The 15532-nt window shown below is 63.6% G+C and carries 18 protein-coding genes; 7 read left to right on the plus strand and 11 right to left on the minus strand.

Annotation, left to right across the window (positions count from 1 at the left end):
• Positions 1-5: 5 nt before the first annotated feature.
• The 5 genes from T8A63_RS13955 to T8A63_RS13975 are packed head-to-tail and all read right to left on the minus strand — an operon-like array spanning position 6 to position 5880.
• Entirely contained in the window at positions 6-1286 is a 1281-nt protein-coding gene (locus tag T8A63_RS13955) for an amidohydrolase family protein (protein WP_322344145.1), read from the minus strand.
• 56 nt (positions 1287-1342) lie between these two features.
• Positions 1343-2287, minus strand: coding sequence for an ABC transporter permease (locus T8A63_RS13960; protein ID WP_322344146.1), 945 nt, complete (start codon positions 2285-2287; stop codon positions 1343-1345).
• Positions 2287-3336 (minus strand): ABC transporter permease, encoded by a 1050-nt coding sequence (locus tag T8A63_RS13965; RefSeq protein WP_322344147.1) that lies wholly within the window; start codon positions 3334-3336, stop codon positions 2287-2289. The genes T8A63_RS13960 and T8A63_RS13965 overlap by 1 nt, the downstream gene beginning before the upstream one ends.
• Complete coding sequence (locus tag T8A63_RS13970; protein WP_322344148.1) at positions 3326-4873, minus strand: ABC transporter ATP-binding protein; 1548 nt, start codon at positions 4871-4873, stop codon at positions 3326-3328. Before T8A63_RS13970 ends, T8A63_RS13965 begins: the two co-directional genes overlap by 11 nt.
• Positions 4873-5880 (minus strand): BMP family protein, encoded by a 1008-nt coding sequence (locus T8A63_RS13975; protein WP_322344149.1) that lies wholly within the window; start codon positions 5878-5880, stop codon positions 4873-4875. The genes T8A63_RS13970 and T8A63_RS13975 overlap by 1 nt, the downstream gene beginning before the upstream one ends.
• Before the next feature lie 174 nt (positions 5881-6054).
• Here T8A63_RS13975 and T8A63_RS13980 point away from each other — a divergent pair, with 174 nt between their 5' ends.
• A complete protein-coding gene (locus tag T8A63_RS13980; protein WP_322344150.1) occupies positions 6055-7389 on the plus strand; it encodes an aspartate aminotransferase family protein in 1335 nt (444 codons plus the stop codon).
• Between the two features lie 13 nt (positions 7390-7402).
• On the opposite strand, the gene T8A63_RS13985 is transcribed toward T8A63_RS13980, so the two are convergent.
• Genes T8A63_RS13985 through T8A63_RS14005 form a run of 5 tightly spaced genes read right to left on the minus strand, consistent with a single transcriptional unit; the run spans position 7403 to position 10250 of the window.
• Positions 7403-8359 (minus strand): TonB family protein, encoded by a 957-nt coding sequence (locus T8A63_RS13985; RefSeq protein ID WP_322344151.1) that lies wholly within the window; start codon positions 8357-8359, stop codon positions 7403-7405.
• Positions 8356-8745 carry a biopolymer transporter ExbD gene (locus tag T8A63_RS13990; protein ID WP_322344152.1) on the minus strand — a complete coding sequence of 130 codons (390 nt, stop codon included), beginning with the start codon at positions 8743-8745 and terminating at the stop codon, positions 8356-8358. The genes T8A63_RS13985 and T8A63_RS13990 overlap by 4 nt, the downstream gene beginning before the upstream one ends.
• A gap of 2 nt (positions 8746-8747) precedes the next feature.
• Positions 8748-9125, minus strand: coding sequence for a biopolymer transporter ExbD (locus T8A63_RS13995; RefSeq protein ID WP_082849554.1), 378 nt, complete (start codon positions 9123-9125; stop codon positions 8748-8750).
• The gene (locus T8A63_RS14000) at positions 9118-9804 is read right to left on the minus strand and encodes a MotA/TolQ/ExbB proton channel family protein (protein ID WP_322344153.1); all 687 of its coding nucleotides are present in this window, start codon (positions 9802-9804) and stop codon (positions 9118-9120) included. The genes T8A63_RS13995 and T8A63_RS14000 overlap by 8 nt, the downstream gene beginning before the upstream one ends.
• Complete coding sequence (locus T8A63_RS14005) at positions 9804-10250, minus strand: hypothetical protein (RefSeq protein ID WP_322344154.1); 447 nt, start codon at positions 10248-10250, stop codon at positions 9804-9806. The genes T8A63_RS14000 and T8A63_RS14005 overlap by 1 nt, the downstream gene beginning before the upstream one ends.
• 275 nt (positions 10251-10525) lie before the next feature.
• On the opposite strand from T8A63_RS14005, the gene T8A63_RS14010 reads away from it, so the two are divergent.
• Positions 10526-10984 carry a beta-lactamase hydrolase domain-containing protein gene (locus T8A63_RS14010; protein WP_067938994.1) on the plus strand — a complete coding sequence of 153 codons (459 nt, stop codon included), beginning with the start codon at positions 10526-10528 and terminating at the stop codon, positions 10982-10984.
• Positions 10985-11010: 26 nt separating this feature from the next.
• Here the strand turns inward: T8A63_RS14010 and T8A63_RS14015 are convergent, their stop codons facing one another.
• Positions 11011-11316, minus strand: a complete 306-nt coding sequence (locus T8A63_RS14015) for an ArsR/SmtB family transcription factor (RefSeq protein WP_067938992.1) — start codon at positions 11314-11316, stop codon at positions 11011-11013.
• 94 nt (positions 11317-11410) lie between these two features.
• On the opposite strand from T8A63_RS14015, the gene T8A63_RS14020 reads away from it, so the two are divergent.
• From T8A63_RS14020 to T8A63_RS14040, 5 genes are all read left to right on the plus strand, one after another.
• Positions 11411-11845: a YeeE/YedE family protein gene (locus T8A63_RS14020; RefSeq protein ID WP_067628499.1), complete on the plus strand. Its 435-nt coding sequence runs from the start codon at positions 11411-11413 to the stop codon at positions 11843-11845.
• 1 nt (position 11846) lies between these two features.
• On the plus strand, positions 11847-12287 hold the full coding sequence (locus T8A63_RS14025) for a YeeE/YedE family protein (RefSeq protein WP_067628501.1): 441 nt from the start codon (positions 11847-11849) through the stop codon (positions 12285-12287).
• Positions 12287-13204: an MBL fold metallo-hydrolase gene (locus T8A63_RS14030; RefSeq protein WP_300053985.1), complete on the plus strand. Its 918-nt coding sequence runs from the start codon at positions 12287-12289 to the stop codon at positions 13202-13204. Before T8A63_RS14025 ends, T8A63_RS14030 begins: the two co-directional genes overlap by 1 nt.
• Before the next feature lie 54 nt (positions 13205-13258).
• Positions 13259-14980, plus strand: coding sequence for a SulP family inorganic anion transporter (locus T8A63_RS14035; protein ID WP_322344155.1), 1722 nt, complete (start codon positions 13259-13261; stop codon positions 14978-14980).
• 61 nt (positions 14981-15041) lie between these two features.
• Positions 15042-15506, plus strand: a complete 465-nt coding sequence (locus T8A63_RS14040; RefSeq protein ID WP_067938983.1) for a CreA family protein — start codon at positions 15042-15044, stop codon at positions 15504-15506.
• Positions 15507-15532: the final 26 nt, after the last annotated feature.

The raw sequence follows: 15532 nt of genomic DNA on the forward strand, positions 1-15532 counted from the left end.
TAGGTTTATGAATGTGCGCTATGGCGGCGGCGCACGCTGTCGGGCCGCCCGGGCAGGTTCAGCCGCGCGTCGTTGCGCGCCTGTTGTGAGATGACACGGCCCTTGGCCACCACGCAGAGTCGGTCAGGCCGCAGGCGCAGCGCCTCAATCGGGTTGCCCGCGTCCAACACCACCAGTGAGGCGGTCGCGCCGACCTTGAGGCCATAGTCCTGCAAGCCCAGAATCCGCGCGTTCACATTCGTCACCATGTCGAAACAGCGGTGCATTTCCTCGGGCGAGGTCATCTGCGCCACATGCAGCCCCATGAAGGCCACATCCAGCATGTCACCCGTGCCCATGGAATACCACGGGTCCATGACGCAATCCTGCCCCCATCCGACGTCGATGCCCATGGCCTGCATCTCCTTCACGCGGGTCAGACCACGGCGTTTGGGATAGGTATCGTGGCGGCCCTGCAGGGTGATATTGATCAGCGGGTTGGGGATCGCGGCGACTTGGGCTTCGGCCATCAGCGGCAGCAGTTTTGAGACGTAGTAGTTGTCCATCGAATGCATCGAGGTCAGATGCGAACCGGCCACCCTGCCCTGCAGCCCGAGGCGTTGGGTCTCAAAAGCCAGCGTCTCGATGTGGCGCGAATGGGGGTCGTCGGTCTCATCACAATGCAGGTCGACCATGAGGCCGCGTTCGGCGGCGAGTTCGCAAAGTGCGGTGACGGAAGCAGCGCCATCGGCCATGGTGCGTTCAAAATGCGGGATGCCGCCGACCACGTCGACGCCCATGTCGAGCGCGCGGATGGTGTTTTCATGCGCCGTCGGGTCGCGGTAGAGCCCATCCTGCGGGAAAGCCACGAGTTGCAGGTCGATGTAGTCCTTCACCGCCTCGCGCACGTCGAGCAGGGCTTCGACGCCCAGAAGCCGGTCGTCGCAGGTGTCGACATGGCTGCGGATCGCGAGAAGGCCCAGCGAGGCGGCCCAGTCGCAGTATTCTAGCGCGCGGGCTTTGACCTCGTCTTGGGTCATGACCTCTTTGAGTTCGCCCCAGAGGCCGATGCCTTCGAGCAGGGTTCCCGAAGCGTTGATCCGCGGGGTCCCGTAGCTGAGGGTGGCATCCATGTGGAAATGCGGATCGACGAAGGGCGGGCTGACGAGGTCGCCGCTGGCGTCGATGGTCTCGCGCGCTTCAGCGGTAGAGAGGTCTTCGATGGCGGTGATTTTGTCGGCCTTGATGCCGATGTCGGTGCTGCGGCCATCGGGCAGTGTGCCGCCTTTGATGATGAGGTCGAACATGGGGTTACTCGTGTGTTTGATTTGGCCCGGCGAAGGGCGTGGAGGGAAGCGTCAACTCAGCGCTCCCCCTTGTTGAACGGCACCATCAGGGCCGCTGGCACCTGTGCCCGGCGGGACATCACGACCAGCGCGAGGATCGACAGGATATAAGGCGCCATCAGGAAGATCTGGTAGGGAATGTCGGCCCCGAGCGGCGTCTGCTGCACGCGGATTTGCAACGCGTCGAAGGCCGCGAACAGTACCGCGCCGAGCAGCGTCTTGCCCGGTTTCCACGAGCCAAAGACCACCAGCGCGATGCAGATCCACCCGCGTCCGTTGACCATCTCGAAGAAGAAGGAGTTGAACGCGCTCATCGTCAGGAACGCCCCGCCCACGGCCATGAACCCGCTGCCGACCATCACCGCGCCGATGCGGATGGCGGAAACGCTGAGCCCTTGCGCCTCGACCGCCGCCGGGTTTTCGCCCGCCGCGCGCAGGGCAAGGCCCATGGGCGTGCGGTAAAGGACCAGCGTCACAGCGACGACCAGCACAAAGGCGAGATAGGTCAGCGGCGTTTGGTTAAAGAGCGCGGGGCCGATCACGGGGATGTCGGAGAGGATCGGGATTTCAAGCGGTTGGAAGGCTTCGATCTTCGGCGGCGAGGTGACCTCGGGCAGCGCCAGACGGTAGCAGTAGTAGGTCAGCGAGGTCGCCAGCAGCGTGATGCCAAGGCCGACGACATGCTGGCTGAGGCCAAAGGGCACCGTCAGCACCCCATGCACCAAGCCAAAGGCCATGCCCGAGAGCATCGCCACCGCCACGCCGAACCACAGCCCGCCGCCGAGATAGACGGTGAGCCAGCCGGCGAAAGCGCCGACGACCATGATGCCTTCGATGCCGAGGTTCAACACCCCTGCCCGCTCGCATATGAGCTCGCCCAGAGCGGCAAAGATCAGCGGCGAGGCGATGCGGATCGCGGCGGTCCAGAAACTCGCCTGAAGGAGAATGTCGAGAATATCCATCAGTCGCGCCTCACCCGGAATTTGGTCAGCATGATCGCCAGCACCATCGCCAGAAGCGCTAGCGCCAGCATGATGTCGGCGAGGTAGGTCGGCACGCCCGCCGCGCGGCTCATGCTGTCGGCGCCGACGAAGATGCCCGCGACGAAGAGGGCGGCGACCACCACGCCAAGCGGGTTCAGCAGCGCCAGCATGGCGACGATGATGCCCGTGTAGCCAAAGCCCGGCGAGATATCCAAGGTGAGGTTGCCCTTCAGCCCCGCCACCTCGGAAAACCCTGCGAGGGCCGCGAGGCCACCCGACAGCAGTGCGGTTTTGATGAGCGTGGCGTTGACCGGAATGCCCGCGAACCGCGCTGCCGCAGGGTTCAGCCCCACCGCGCGCATCTCGTAACCCAGCGTGGTACGGCGCTGGATCACCCAGACGACAAAGGCCGAGATCAGCGCGAGGCCGAAGCCCCAGTGCAGCCGCAACCCCTCGGCGATGCGCGGCAGTCGTGCCTCTGCGATCAGCCGCGCGGACTTGGGCCAGCCGAGGCCCATCGGGTCTTTCAATGACCCTTCGAGCAGCATGGAGACCCAGAGCAGCACGACGAAATTCAGCAGCAGCGTGGTGACAACTTCATCGACGCCAAAGCGGGTCTTGAGGAAGGTCGGCACCAACAGCACCACGGCCCCCGCGAGCATCGCGGCCAGCGCAATGGTCGGCAGCAGCGCAAAGTTGGGCCAGGCCAGCGCACCGGTGCCCAGTACCACAGTGACCACCGCGCCCATGTAAAGCTGCGCTTCGGCCCCGATATTCCACAGCTTCGCGCGGAAGGCGACCGCGACAGCCAGACCGGTAAAGATCAGCGGCGTGGCGCGGTTGAGGGTTTCCAGCGTGGCGAATTTGGAGCCAAAGGCCCCTTTGACGATCAAGCCCAGCACCGAGAACGGCTGCGCGCCTGCGATCATGGCCAGCAAAGACGCCACGACGACCGTGGCGAAAAGTGCCAGCGCAGGCAGGCCCAGCGAGCGGGTCCATGTGGGGTTGGCGATGGGCTCAAGCCGCATGGGAGGTCTCCTCGAATCCATCGCCCGCCATCCAGACGCCCAGTTCGGCGGGGGTGAGCGCGCCGCGGGCGAAGCCGGGCGAGAGACGGCCTTCGGAGATCACGTGGATCACGTCCGACAGCGCCGTGACCTCGTCAAGGTCTTCGGAGATCAGCAGCACCGCCGCCCCCCGGTCGCGGGCGGCGAGCAGTTGTTCATGCACGTAGGTCAGCGCCCCGATGTCGAGGCCGCGCACCGGCTGGTTGGCCAGCACCACCGAAGGCGCGGTCTCAAGCACGCGCCCCAAGATCAGCTTTTGCATGTTGCCGCCCGAGAGCAGCCGGATGCGGGTTTCCGGACCGGGGCAGCGCACGTCGTATCCCTTGATGATCTTGGCCGCGAAGTCGCGCGCGGCGCGCCAGTTCATCCAGCCGTGGCGGGAGAAACCGGGGCGGGAGTAGAGTTCAAGCACCGCGTTTTCGGTGAGGTCGAAATCGGCGATGGTGCCGGTCTTGTGGCGGTCTTCGGGGATGCGGGCGATGCCTGCGCTGATGGCGGCATGGGGCGACCAACCGCGCGGGGCGTCGCCTTTCACGTGAAACGTGCCCGACGCGGGGCGGATCAACCCGCCGATCAGGTCGGCCAGCGCGGTTTGGCCGTTGCCGGAGACCCCGGCAAGGCCAGTGATCTGGCCCGCACGCAACTCAAGATCGACGTTCTTTAGCCCCGGTGCAGAGCCGATATCGGGCGTAGAGACGCCTGACAGCGTGACCAACGCGGCACCCGGATCGGCACGGCGGACGACGGGGGCGGCGACTTCTGAGCCGACCATCATCTGCGCCATCGCTGCACGGTCAGTCTCGGCTGTCTTGCCTTCGGCCACGAGCTTGCCATGGCGCAGCACCACGACGCGCGATGAGATCGCCATGACCTCATGCAGTTTATGCGAGATGAAGATCACCGAGAGGCCAAGCGCCACGGCTTTGCGCATGGTGGCGAAGAGGTCGTCGGTTTCTTGCGGAGTGAGAACGGCGGTGGGTTCGTCCAAAATCAGGATACGCGCCTCGCGGTAGAGGGCTTTGAGGATCTCGACCCGCTGCCGCTCGCCCACGCTGAGGCTGCCGACCTGTGCATCGGGGTCCACCCTCAGCCCGTAGTCTTCCATTAGCGCAACAACCCGCTGCCGCGCCTGCGCCCGGCCGAAACCGGGGCGCCAGATCGAACGGGTGCCGAGCACGATATTTTCCAGCACGGTCATATTGTCGGCCAGCGTGAAATGCTGGTGCACCATGCCGACGCCCGCGGCCAGCGCGGCACGCGGATTGCCCGCAGGCAGACGTTGGCCGAAAACCTCAACATGGCCTTCGTCGGGGGTGTAATGTCCAAACAGGATATTCATCAGCGTGGTCTTGCCTGCGCCGTTTTCGCCTAGCAGGGCAATGACTTCGCCCTGCCGCAGATCAAAGCTGATCGCGTCATTGGCGGTGAGTTTGCCAAATCGTTTGGTAATATTATCGAGGCGCAGGACAACCTGCGCCTCGGATCTTGGATCGGTCATTAAGAGGACTTCGGTTCTTCGTCGTTGATGTCGACGGTGAAGGAGCCGTCCTTGATCGCCTGCTCGCGTTCCTTGACTAGATCAAGCGCCTCTTGCGGGACTTTGTCCTCGAAGGTGCCAAGCGGAGCCAGTGAAGACCCGCCCTCGGACATGAAGGAATAGCGGCCATAGTCGTCGGCCATGAACTCGCCTGCTTTGACGGCGGCAATGGCGGCATCAAGAGTTGGCTCGAAATGCCACAGGGCGGAGGCGACGACGGTTTCGGGGTACTCGGCTTGCGTGTCGATCACATTGCCGATGGCCAGAATGCCTTTTTCCTGCGCCGCGTCCGACACGCCGAAACGTTCGGCATAGAGCACGTCGGCCCCCTGCTCGACCATGGCAAAGGCGGTTTCCTTGGCCTTGGGCGGATCGAACCAAGAGCCGATGAAGCTGACCTGGAATTTGATATCGGGGTTCATTTCCGCAGCACCCGCCATGAAGGCATGCATCAGGCGGTTGACCTCAGGGATGGGGAAACCACCGACCATGCCGATGTTGCCGCTCTCGGTCATGGCACCGGCGATGATGCCCGACAGATAGGCCGCGTCCTGAATGTAGTTGTCGAAGACCGCGAAATTGGGCAGCGCCTCGTCTTGCTTGAAGCTGGAGCCCATGAGGAAAGCGACCTCGGGGTAATCGGCAGCAACTTCGCGCGCTTCGGCTTCGGCACCAAAGACTTCGCCGACGATCAACTGGTTCCCGGCCTCGGCATATTCGCGCAGCACGCGGGCGTAGTCGGTGTTGGAGACGTTTTCAGTGAAGGTATATTCGATGTCGCCGCGCGCCTGTGCGGCTTCGGCCGCTTTGTGGATGCGGCTGACCCATTGCTGTTCGACCGGCACGGTATAGACGCCAGCGACTTTAAGCGGCTCGGCAGCCAGCGCGCCCTGTGGCAAAAGGCTGGCCCCGGCCAGCATGGCCGCCGTGCCCAATAGGAAGCGGCGTGTGAGATTGCGTTGTGTCATATTATATCCCCCGTTGGTTAGGTATTTTACCGTTTGATAAAATAATTTACCTGTCAAGCTTCTCCTGACCCTAGGTCAGCCCAAGCTTTTCCGAATACGCGCGGTGTGCTGATTATTGTGGCAGTCAGCAAGCGAAGCGGTAAATAGGGTCGACCCCAAGGATCGGATTCTACGATGAGCCATGTATTGCACCGTAACCTGCGCGCCACGCAACCTGTGATCGTGCGCGGAGAGGGAAATTTCCTTATTGATGACAAGGGGAAACGCTATCTGGATGCCTGCGGCGGCGCTGCGGTGTCGAGCCTTGGACATGACAATGCCGCCGTGCGCGCCGCTGTCGCCGCGCAGATGGACCAGCTCGCCTTTGCGCATACCGGCCTCTTCACCAATACCCCGGCAGAGGCTTTGGCCGACCATTTGATTGCCCGCGCACCTGAGGGCACCGGCGAAGGGCGGGTGATGTATCTGGGCAGCGGGTCCGAGGCGATGGAAGCGGCGCTGAAGCTCGCGCGGCAGTATCATCTGGAGCGGGGCGACAAAGCGCGGGCGAAGATCATCGCGCGCAAGCCCAGCTATCACGGCAACACGCTCGGCGCGCTGGCGGTGGGCGGCCATGCCGGACGCCGCGCGCCCTTTGCGCCGATGCTGATGGATGTCGAACATATCGACGCGGCCTATGCCTACCGCCTGCAACGCGAGGGCGAGAGCGAGACGGATTTCGCGCAACGCTTGGCGGATCAGTTGGAGACGCGGATCGTTGAACTGGGGCCGGAGACAGTCGCCGCCTTTGTGGCTGAGCCGGTGGTGGGCGCATCGCTCGGCTCACAACCCGCGCCTGCGGGGTATTTCAAGCGGGTGCGTGAGATTTGTGACCGCCACGGCGTGCTGCTCATCGCCGACGAAGTGATGTGCGGCATGGGGCGGACGGGAAGCCTTTTCGCGTTGGAGCAGGAAGGTATCTGTGCCGACATCACCACCATGGCCAAAGGCCTCGGCGCGGGCTACCAGCCCATCGCGGCGGTGATGGCCCGCGAAAGCGTGATCGACGCGATCATGGCGGGCAGCGGCAATCTGTGGAACGGGCATACCTATATGTCGCACGCCGTGGCGACGGCGGGGGCGCTGGCGGTGCTGCAAGAGGTCGAGAGCCGCGATTTGCTGAGCGCGGTGCGCGCGCGGGGGCGGCAGTTGGAAACGGCGCTGCGCGAGCGGTTCGGCCAGCATGCCCATGTCGGTGACATTCGCGGGCGCGGGTTGTTTTGGTCCATCGAACTGGTGGCCGAGCGTGACAGCAAGACGCCCTTCGACGTCAGCCGCAACCTTGCGGGCAAGATTCAACGCGCGGCGATGGAGGCGGGGATGATCTGCTATCCGTCGCAGGGCTGTGCTGATGGTACTGTGGGAGATCATGTGTTGCTGGCCCCGGCCTTCACCTCGCCGCCCGAGGAGATCGAGATGACCGTCGAAATGCTCGGCACGGCAGTGGATCAGGTGATCGCGGAGGGCTGAGCCCTCCGCCCGGTTACCGACCTTTGATCTGGATCGAGAAATTGCGTTGCGCCCCGGCGGGCGGGCGCGGGAAGGGTGCGGCCTGCCGGATGATGCCAAGCGCCGCTTGATCCAGCGCCGCCGACCCGGAACTGCGCGCCACCCGTGCGCCTGCCAACTGCCCGCCCCCGCCAATGGAAAAGGCGATCACGGCGGTCCCGCGTGAGCGAACACGCGGTTTGCCGACGCGGGCGATGCGGCTCATCACTTGGCCGGGATAGTTACTGGCCGCCGCATTGCCCGCAGGTGCTGCGGCCCGCTGACGGGTGCCGGACTGCGCGGCGTTGCCCGCACGGGCGGCGGTCTGCGCGCCCTTGGTGTTGTCGCGCTTCGCATTGCCGCGCGTGGTCTGCTTGGGCTTGGGTTTCGGCTGCGGCTTGGGCTTGGCCTTCTTGGCGGCCTCGGCGGCGCGTTCGGGGTCGCGGCGCTGCGGGCGCTGCGACAGGCGCGGCGCATCATCCTCGGCCTCGGCGGTGAGGGTCTCGACCGGCGGCACCGGGGCCGCGGCTGTGATGGTCGGCGTGGCGCTGGCGGTCTCGGGCGGGGTTTCGACCGGAGTCAGGGCGGGCAAGACGGGTGTCTGCGCCGCAGTGGTGGGAGGTGGGGCCGCGGGCATGGGCTCTGCCTTCACCGCTTGCACGGGCTCGGCGGCGGGCGTGGGCGTAACCGTTGGCGCGGGGGTCGGCGGCAGCGCCTCGGCGGTCTCCAAGGGTTCGGGCTCGGGGGTCGGCGTGATCTCTTCCACCGGTTCTGCCTCTAGAGTGCCGACGGCCATATCCTCAAACCGGGTGCCAAGCTGGGCCGCGGCAGGCGCTCCGCCGCCCGCGATCTTGGCGCTGTCGTCAATTTGCGCCAGTTGCGACACGCCCACGACAAGGCTGGCCGCGACGCCGATGGAAAGTGTTTTAGCGAGACCAGAACGGGGGATCATTGCAGCGCCCTTTCGGTGACAAGCATGACGCGCTCTGCCCCGGCCCCGCGCAGCTCGCGGGTCAGCTCCACAAGGCGGCGGGCGGGCAGCGCGCGGTCAGGCAGCAGCCGCACGGTGTCGCGCTCTTCTTCGGGGAGCGCGTCGATGAATTCAGCCACGCTGGCGCGGTCTTGGCCTGCGAATGTCATGCGGCCATCGGCATGGACCACCAGCGCGTTGGGCGGGGCGCGGCCCTCAAGCTCGTGGGTTTCGACGAGGTTGAGATCGGAATCCAGCGGCTGCGACAGGGTGCCTGCGACCATAAAGAAGACCAGCATCAGAAAGACGATGTTGATCAGCGCGATGGTCGGTTCGCGTTGCGGTTTAGCCTTGGCGATAGGACGCATGGTCAGCCCTCCAGAACCGAGACGCTGAGCCCCGGCAGGGCGCGCAGCGCGATGAGCAGATCGGCCAGCGCCTGCGCCTCGACCTCGGCCCCGAGCGAGACCAGAAGCGGCGTGCCCTTCTCGGCCTCGGCCAAGGGGCTGGCGGTCAGCGCGTCGAGCGCCAGCGCATCGCCGTTGAGGCGCAGCCCCTCGGTGGTCAGTTGCAGGAAATAGGGTTTCGCCCCCGTCTCGGCCCCTGCCCCGGATGTCGCTGCGGCCAATTCGATCTCGGCAAATTTTGAGAAGGTCGAGGTTAGCATGAAGAACAACAACAGCAGAAAGATCACATCGATCAGAGAGGTCATGGAGAGGCGGTTGCGCCGCCGGCGTGGCCTAGCCATGGGCTGGCCGGGGCGCGGCGGCGGCAAATTGGGTCGCGGCAGGTGTGGCGGCGGGGGCCGCGTTTTGGCCGGGGTGCAGCACGGTGAGGATCGCCTTGTCGGCGATGACGCGCTCGGTCTCCATCCGCTGCTCCAGCCAGCTGAGCACCAGCGCGGTCGGCATGGCAACGACGAGGCCCACCGCAGTGGTCAGAAGCGCCACCCAGATGCCCCCCGCGAGGATCGAAGGATCCACCTGCGACCCTGCGTCTTGCAAGGCGCGGAAGGCTTCGATCATGCCCAGAACCGTGCCAAAGAGGCCCAAGAGCGGGGCAAGCTGCGCCACGGAATCGAGCAGACGAAAGCCACGCTCCAGCTTGGCAAAGCGCAACTCGGCCTCGGCCTGCAAGCGCGAAGCGCCCGCGTCGGGCGCAGACATGGCCAGTTCGATCACCGGGGCGAGGTAGCTTTTCGACCGGCCCAGCGCTGAGCGTGCAGCGGCGGCATCGCCGCGCTCCCAAGCATTTACCGCTTCTGAAAGCGCCCGGTGACGGCCCACGGCGGCGGCGCGGAACTGCCATGTTTTATAAAGTGCCACGGCGAGGGTCAGCACCGCCACGGCCATGAGGATTACCACAACCGGGCCACCGGTTTCGGCAATGCCCCGCAGAGGGGTCAGCAGTTCATCCAGTTGGTTCATCAGCCCAGCACCTCGATCTCGGTCCGGGTTGCCGGGGCCAGCGCGTTTTCGCAGGTGCCCGCCTCGATCCCCGCCCCGTCACAGCTTTGCGCACCGTTAAAGAGGATACGGCCAAGGTTTTCGCAGGTGGTCTGCGGCACCACGAATTGGCGCACGCGCGGGCGGCCTACGGGCAGTTGTCCAAAGTCGAAAAGGGTCAGCCGGTTCACGGTGCCTTCGCGGTCGAACAGCACGGTTTCATAAACGGCCTTGTCCAAGGGCGCGGAGAGGTCGTTCGTGATGAGAAAGGTCAGCTTGCAATTGGCCTCCGTGGTGTCGGCGGCGTTCAATTCGACCTTAAGCGAGGGGGCCGCTGTCGCCGCTGTGGCGGCAGGCGTCTCGGCGGCGGTACCTTGAGCTATGGTCAGGGACAGGGCCGCGAGGAACGCGGAACGAAAATGCGGCATGGGGTGGCTCCCGATGGGTTTATCTTTGATCACGGCGCACTGCTGGGGCGCCTGCCACGGCCGGGCAGAATCGTCAAAGCAGCTGTCACGCCAAGCGGAATTACTTTGTGCTGCCTAGCAAAATCGGTCAGCGGTGACAATCCTGACTTTAATACTCGGATAAAGCAATCCCTCGCTGCCCGCCTTCTGCGCAGGGAACAGTTGCGTCGATCTGGTGTTGTGCTGCTGAAACCATCGCGCGCGGCAATATCGCCCGCGCAGAGAAGGAGGCCAGAATGACCGACAACAGCCAGAAGATCGCGACCATTGATCCCACGCATAATGTGGCCCTATTCACGCCGGACGCCAAAGCGCTGGAACAGGCGGCCTCTGCCGGAATGAAAACGGTGGTGAACTTCCGTGCTTCGGATGAGAAAGGCGGCCTTTCCCCGGATGAAGAACGTTTGGTCGCAGAGAAGCTGGGGCTGAACTACCTGCACCATCCGGTCACGCCCGATACGCTTGGCCCCGATACGGTGGACGAATTCCGCAAGTCATTGGATGACCTGCCGCAGCCCGTGTTCTTGCATTGCGCCTCGGGCAAACGGGCCGGGGCGATGACGCTGATGGCCCTTGCGGCAGACAAGGGATGGGACGGTGACACGGCCCTGCAAGAAGGCAAATCACGCGGTATTGACCTGACCGAAGAGAAGATCGGCCAGTTGGTCAAATCCTACGCGGATAGCAAAGCATGAAAGAGGCGTCCGGTTTTGCCGGACGTTTATTTTTGCGCGCAGTAGAGGCCGTGCAGCGTTTCCAGAACGGCCACGGCCTCCTGCCCTTTGACCCGGTAAAAGATCGTCTGCCCCGCGCGGCGACTATCGACCAACCCCGATTCTTTCAGCTTTTTGAGCTGCTGCGACATGGTGGATTGCGACAACCCGCAGGCCTGCGCCAAATCCCCAACCGAACGCTCTCCGCCCAGCAGTCGGCACAGGATCTGCAGCCGCGCCTCTGATGCGAGCATCGTCATCAGGGCAGCCGCTCCGGCAATGTCACCGTCCAAGAAATCGTCCGAGTTTTTCATATTAGCATCATTGAATATTAGGAATTGGTAATATATACTGAACAGCAGTCTGAGACAAGCCAGCCGCCAAGGCGGGCGCGTAAGGAGTTGAGAGATGGAAACCGAATTCACACCTTGGCTGTCGCTGGGCGGCGGCGCATTGATCGGGGCCTCGGCGGTGCTGCTGATGGCGACGAACGGGCGCATCGCGGGCATCAGCGGGCTGACCTCACGGCTATTTGCGCGCAGCAGTGACGGCGAAGCGCGGGGCGTTTCGTTCTTTTTCGTGCTGGGGCTTTTGCTGGCAGCACCGCTTTGGTTGATTGTCTCGGGCGGCTGGCCGCAGCAGTGGGTGCCGTCGAACCCGCTTTTGATGGCTCTGGCCGGGCTGCTGGTCGGCTTTGGCGCGACCTATGGCAATGGGTGTACCTCGGGCCATGGGGTCTGCGGCATCAGCCGTGGCTCGGCGCGGTCGATCGTGGCAACGGTGACCTTCATGGCAACGGCTTTCGTGACCGTGTTTGTCATGCGGCATGTGTTAGGGGCGTGATATGAAACAGATATTCGCCCTCCTCTCCGGCCTCGTCTTTGGCATCGGCCTTATCGTCTCTGGCATGGCGGACCCTGCCAAGGTGCTGAACTTTCTTGATGTCTTTGGCACGTGGGATCCCAGCCTCGCCTTTGTCATGGGCGGTGCCATCGCCGTGACCGCACCGGGCTTTGCATGGCTGTTCCGCAGCCGTCAGACCCCCTATTTCGACAGCACATTCCGCGTCCCCACCCGCAACGATCTTGAGCCCAAACTGCTGACCGGTGCTGCGATCTTTGGCGTGGGCTGGGGCTTGGGCGGCTTCTGCCCCGGCCCTGCGCTGACCGCCTTGCCCTTGGCGGCCAGCGGCACGTTGATCTTTGTGCCCTTCATGCTGGGCGGCATGTGGATCGCCCGCCACACCCCTGATTTGATGACCAAAACCAAGAAAGGACCTGCCTGATGAGCGACCCTCTGAATACACCCGTCGTGCGCCATTCCCCTTCAACCGGTGCGGGCAGCCCCGATGTCTGGGGCATCTATGAGCCCGACACAGGCTCGATCCAATACATCTGCGCCGATCCGGCGACCAAGAAGGCCGCGCTGATTGACGTAGTCTGGAACTTTGACCCGAAGAACTACAAGTTCAGCACCGAAAGCATGGATCAGGTCTTGGACCTTGTGAAAGAGCACGGCCTGAGCGTGGAATGGGTGCTTGATACGCATCCCCATGCGGACCACGTCATGGCTTCTGCCCATCTGAAAGAACGAACTGGCGCGCCCAATGCCATCGGCGCGCTGGTGCCTGAGATCGCCAAGATTTGGGCCGACCTCTACAACCTGCCGAACGCCTTTGACCCCGATCGCGACTTTGACCATCTGTTCGTAGAAGGCGAGACGTTTAAGATCGGTGAATTGGACGCCAAAGTGATGCTGTCGCCCGGTCACACGCTGGGGTCGATCACTTACGTCTGCGGCGATGCGGCTTTCGTGCATGACACATTGATGCAGCCCGATGCGGGCACCTCGCGGTCGGATTTTCCGGGGGGCAAAACGGCAGAGCTTTGGGATTCGATCCAAGACATCCTCGCCCTGCCCGGCGACACACGGCTTTACATCGGCCATGACTATGGCACCGATGACCGCAAGGAACCGACGTGGGAAGCCACGGTTGATGAGCACAAGGCCAAGAACATCCACGTCAAGGACGGCACCAAGCGCGAGGACTATATCGAGCGCCGCCAGAAGCGAGACGCGACGCTTTCGCTGCCCAATCGGATCCTTGCGGCCTTGCAGATCAACCTGCGCGGCGGGCGCCTGCCCGATGCCGAGGATGACGGCAACCACTACCTGAAATTGCCGGTTAACCGTTTCGACTAAACCAGACCGGGCGGCCCTTCGGGGCGGCCCTTTCCCCTTGACGGATTGCCTTACATGACCCTGCGGCCCCTTGCGCACTATCTGCCGATCCTCGACTGGGGGCGGCGCTATGATCGCGGCCAGTTCACCGGAGATATGGTGGCCGCGGTGATCGTCACCATCATGTTGATCCCGCAATCGCTGGCCTATGCGCTGCTTGCGGGGATGCCGCCTGAGGCGGGTATCTACGCCTCCATCGCGCCGATTGTGCTTTATGCCATCTTCGGCACCAGCCGGGCGCTGGCGGTGGGGCCGGTGGCCGTGGTGTCGCTGATGACAGCAGCGGCGGTGGGCAATATCGCCGAAGCGGGCACGGCGGGCTATGTCACGGCGGCGCTGACGCTGGCGTTTCTATCCGGCGCAATGCTGTTAGCGCTCGGGCTGTTCCGGCTGGGCTTTCTGGCGAATTTTCTGTCTCACCCTGTGATCGCGGGGTTCATCACTGCCTCGGGCATCCTGATTGCCGCCAGCCAATTGCGTCATATTCTGGGGATCGAAGGCGAAGGCCATACGCTGGTCGAAATCCTCGCCAGCCTTTGGGCGGATCTGGGGGAGGTGAACCCCATCACCCTTCTGCTGGGCGTTACCGCGACGGCTTTCCTGTTCTGGGTGCGGGGCGGGCTTAAGCCCTTGCTCTTGCGTATGGGGCTGGGGCCACGCTTGGCCGATATCGGAGCCAAAACGGGGCCAGTGCTGGCGATCGTCGGCACCACGCTGGCGGTCTGGGCCTTTGATCTGGGCAGCCGCGGCGTGGCCATCGTGGGCGAAGTGCCGCAAAGCCTGCCGCCGCTCACGCTGCCTTCCTTCTCGCCCGACCTACTGTCGCAGCTGTTCATCCCCGCGCTGCTGATTTCGATTATCGGCTTTGTGGAAAGCATCAGCGTGGCGCAGACCTTGGCCGCCAAGAAACGCCAGCGCATCGACCCGGATCAAGAACTCATCGGTCTGGGCAGTGCGAACCTTGGCGCGGCCTTCACCGGGGGCTTTCCGGTCACCGGGGGCTTCTCTCGCTCTGTGGTGAATTTCGACGCGGGGGCCGAGACGCCCGCCGCGGGGGCCTTCACCGCCGTAGGGCTCGCGCTCGCGGCGCTGTTTCTGACGCCGCTGATCTACTTCCTGCCGAAAGCCACGCTGGCCGCCACGATCATCGTCGCGGTGCTGAGCCTCGTTGATTTCTCAATCCTCAAACGCGCGTGGGCCTTCAGCCATGCCGATTTCGCCGCCGTGAGCGTGACGATCCTGCTGACGCTGGTCTTCGGCGTGGAAGCGGGCGTAAGCGCAGGGGTCGTCACCTCGATCCTCGTGCATCTTTACAAGACCTCGCGCCCGCATATGGCCGTGGTGGGCCGGGTGCCGGGGACTGAGCATTTCCGCAATGTCTTGCGCCATGAAGTTGAGACCCAGCCCCATGTGCTGTCGCTGCGGGTGGACGAAAGCCTCTACTTCCCCAACGCGCGGTACCTTGAAGACCAGCTTGCACGCCATGCCGCCGAAAAGCCCGAACTGACCGATGTGGTCCTGATGTTCCCGGCGGTGAATGAGATCGACCTGTCGGCGCTTGAATCGCTTGAGGCGATCAACACACGGCTGCGGGATGCCGATATCCGGCTGCATCTGAGCGAGGTGAAAGGTCCGGTGATGGACAGACTGAAGCGCAGTCATTTTCTGGATGACCTCACCGGCGAGGTCTTTCTAAGCCAGCACGAAGCCGTTTGCGCCTTGGCAGAGCGGCGGTAGAGACTGTCGAAAATTCGGCGGAGCCTAGGGAACCGCCCTGCCCGTCGCGCGTTTGCCTGCCATGAACAAGATATTCGCGCGCGCCGCCGCCCTTTCCGCCTGCCTTTTCGCCACTGCCGCCCCTGCCGAACAGGTTGGGAATGTCGATGTGGACTGGTTGGGTAATGACATCATCGTCGAAGCCGTGGCCGACCCCAAGGTCAAGGGCGTGACCTGTCATCTGGCCTATTTCGAACGCGGTTTGATTGACCGGCTGCAAAAGGGCAACTGGTTCGAAGACCCGTCGAACTCCTCCATCTCTTGCCGCCAGACCGGCCCGATTGAAGTTGGCGATATCGAGATGGATGATGAAGGCGAGAATGTCTTTAGCGAACGCCGCTCGATCATCTTTAAAACCCTGCGGGTGAAGCGTATTTTCGACAAAGAGAACAATACGCTGATCTACATCAGCCACAGCCAGCAGGTGCAGGACGGTTCGGCCAAGATGTCGATGTCGACCGTGCCCCTGTTCCAGCCCGGACAATAAGCCCAAGGGTCAATTTTTCCTCGGCG

The organism is Sulfitobacter sp. OXR-159 (assembly GCF_034377145.1).
In the GTDB taxonomy this organism is placed as follows: domain Bacteria; phylum Pseudomonadota; class Alphaproteobacteria; order Rhodobacterales; family Rhodobacteraceae; genus Sulfitobacter.

Coding starts and splice junctions, on each gene's coding strand:
- T8A63_RS13955 (WP_322344145.1), bottom strand. CDS start 1,286: ATGTTCGACCTCATCATCAAAGGCGGCACACTGCCCGATGGCCGCAGC.
- T8A63_RS13960 (WP_322344146.1), bottom strand. CDS start 2,287: ATGGATATTCTCGACATTCTCCTTCAGGCGAGTTTCTGGACCGCCGCG.
- T8A63_RS13965 (WP_322344147.1), bottom strand. CDS start 3,336: ATGCGGCTTGAGCCCATCGCCAACCCCACATGGACCCGCTCGCTGGGC.
- T8A63_RS13970 (WP_322344148.1), bottom strand. CDS start 4,873: ATGACCGATCCAAGATCCGAGGCGCAGGTTGTCCTGCGCCTCGATAAT.
- T8A63_RS13975 (WP_322344149.1), bottom strand. CDS start 5,880: ATGACACAACGCAATCTCACACGCCGCTTCCTATTGGGCACGGCGGCC.
- T8A63_RS13980 (WP_322344150.1), top strand. CDS start 6,055: ATGAGCCATGTATTGCACCGTAACCTGCGCGCCACGCAACCTGTGATC.
- T8A63_RS13985 (WP_322344151.1), bottom strand. CDS start 8,359: ATGATCCCCCGTTCTGGTCTCGCTAAAACACTTTCCATCGGCGTCGCG.
- T8A63_RS13990 (WP_322344152.1), bottom strand. CDS start 8,745: ATGCGTCCTATCGCCAAGGCTAAACCGCAACGCGAACCGACCATCGCG.
- T8A63_RS13995 (WP_082849554.1), bottom strand. CDS start 9,125: ATGGCTAGGCCACGCCGGCGGCGCAACCGCCTCTCCATGACCTCTCTG.
- T8A63_RS14000 (WP_322344153.1), bottom strand. CDS start 9,804: ATGAACCAACTGGATGAACTGCTGACCCCTCTGCGGGGCATTGCCGAA.
- T8A63_RS14005 (WP_322344154.1), bottom strand. CDS start 10,250: ATGCCGCATTTTCGTTCCGCGTTCCTCGCGGCCCTGTCCCTGACCATA.
- T8A63_RS14010 (WP_067938994.1), top strand. CDS start 10,526: ATGACCGACAACAGCCAGAAGATCGCGACCATTGATCCCACGCATAAT.
- T8A63_RS14015 (WP_067938992.1), bottom strand. CDS start 11,316: ATGAAAAACTCGGACGATTTCTTGGACGGTGACATTGCCGGAGCGGCT.
- T8A63_RS14020 (WP_067628499.1), top strand. CDS start 11,411: ATGGAAACCGAATTCACACCTTGGCTGTCGCTGGGCGGCGGCGCATTG.
- T8A63_RS14025 (WP_067628501.1), top strand. CDS start 11,847: ATGAAACAGATATTCGCCCTCCTCTCCGGCCTCGTCTTTGGCATCGGC.
- T8A63_RS14030 (WP_300053985.1), top strand. CDS start 12,287: ATGAGCGACCCTCTGAATACACCCGTCGTGCGCCATTCCCCTTCAACC.
- T8A63_RS14035 (WP_322344155.1), top strand. CDS start 13,259: ATGACCCTGCGGCCCCTTGCGCACTATCTGCCGATCCTCGACTGGGGG.
- T8A63_RS14040 (WP_067938983.1), top strand. CDS start 15,042: ATGAACAAGATATTCGCGCGCGCCGCCGCCCTTTCCGCCTGCCTTTTC.